General features: G+C 68.3%; 1 protein-coding gene. It reads right to left on the bottom strand.

The window, feature by feature from the left end:
• A partial coding sequence (locus BRAS3843_RS27445; protein WP_035982963.1) for a HAMP domain-containing protein occupies positions 1-583 on the bottom strand: 583 nt, incomplete at both ends.

Genomic DNA, 583 nt, shown 5'->3' on the forward strand with positions numbered 1-583 from the left:
GGGCACCTCGGCCTGGCCGCCGAGCTTGCCTTCGGTACCGACCTCGCGTGCCACGCGCGTCACTTCGGAGGCGAAAGCGTTGAGCTGGTCGACCATCGTGTTGATGGTGTTCTTCAGCTCCAGGATCTCGCCTTTGACGTCCACGGTGATCTTGCGCGACAGGTCGCCGCGAGCCACCGCGGTGGTCACCTCGGCGATGTTGCGGACCTGGGCGGTCAGATTGCCGGCCATCGAGTTGACGCTGTCGGTCAGGTCCTTCCAGGTGCCGGCGACGCCGGGCACGTTGGCCTGACCGCCGAGGCGGCCTTCGGTGCCGACCTCGCGCGCGACGCGGGTGACCTCGCCCGCGAAGCGGTTGAGCTGGTCGACCATCGTGTTCAGCGTCTCCTTGAGGCTCAGGATCTCGCCGCGGACGTCGACGGTGATCTTGCGCGAGAGGTCGCCGGAGGCGATCGCGGTCGCCACCTCGGCGATGTTGCGGACCTGGGCCGTCAAATTGCCCGCCATCGAGTTGACGCTGTCGGTCAGGTCCTTCCAGGTGCCGGCGACGCCCGGCACTTCGGCCTGGCCACCGAGCTTGCCG

This window comes from Bradyrhizobium sp. STM 3843 (assembly GCF_000239815.1).
Taxonomy (GTDB): Bacteria; Pseudomonadota; Alphaproteobacteria; order Rhizobiales; family Xanthobacteraceae; genus Bradyrhizobium.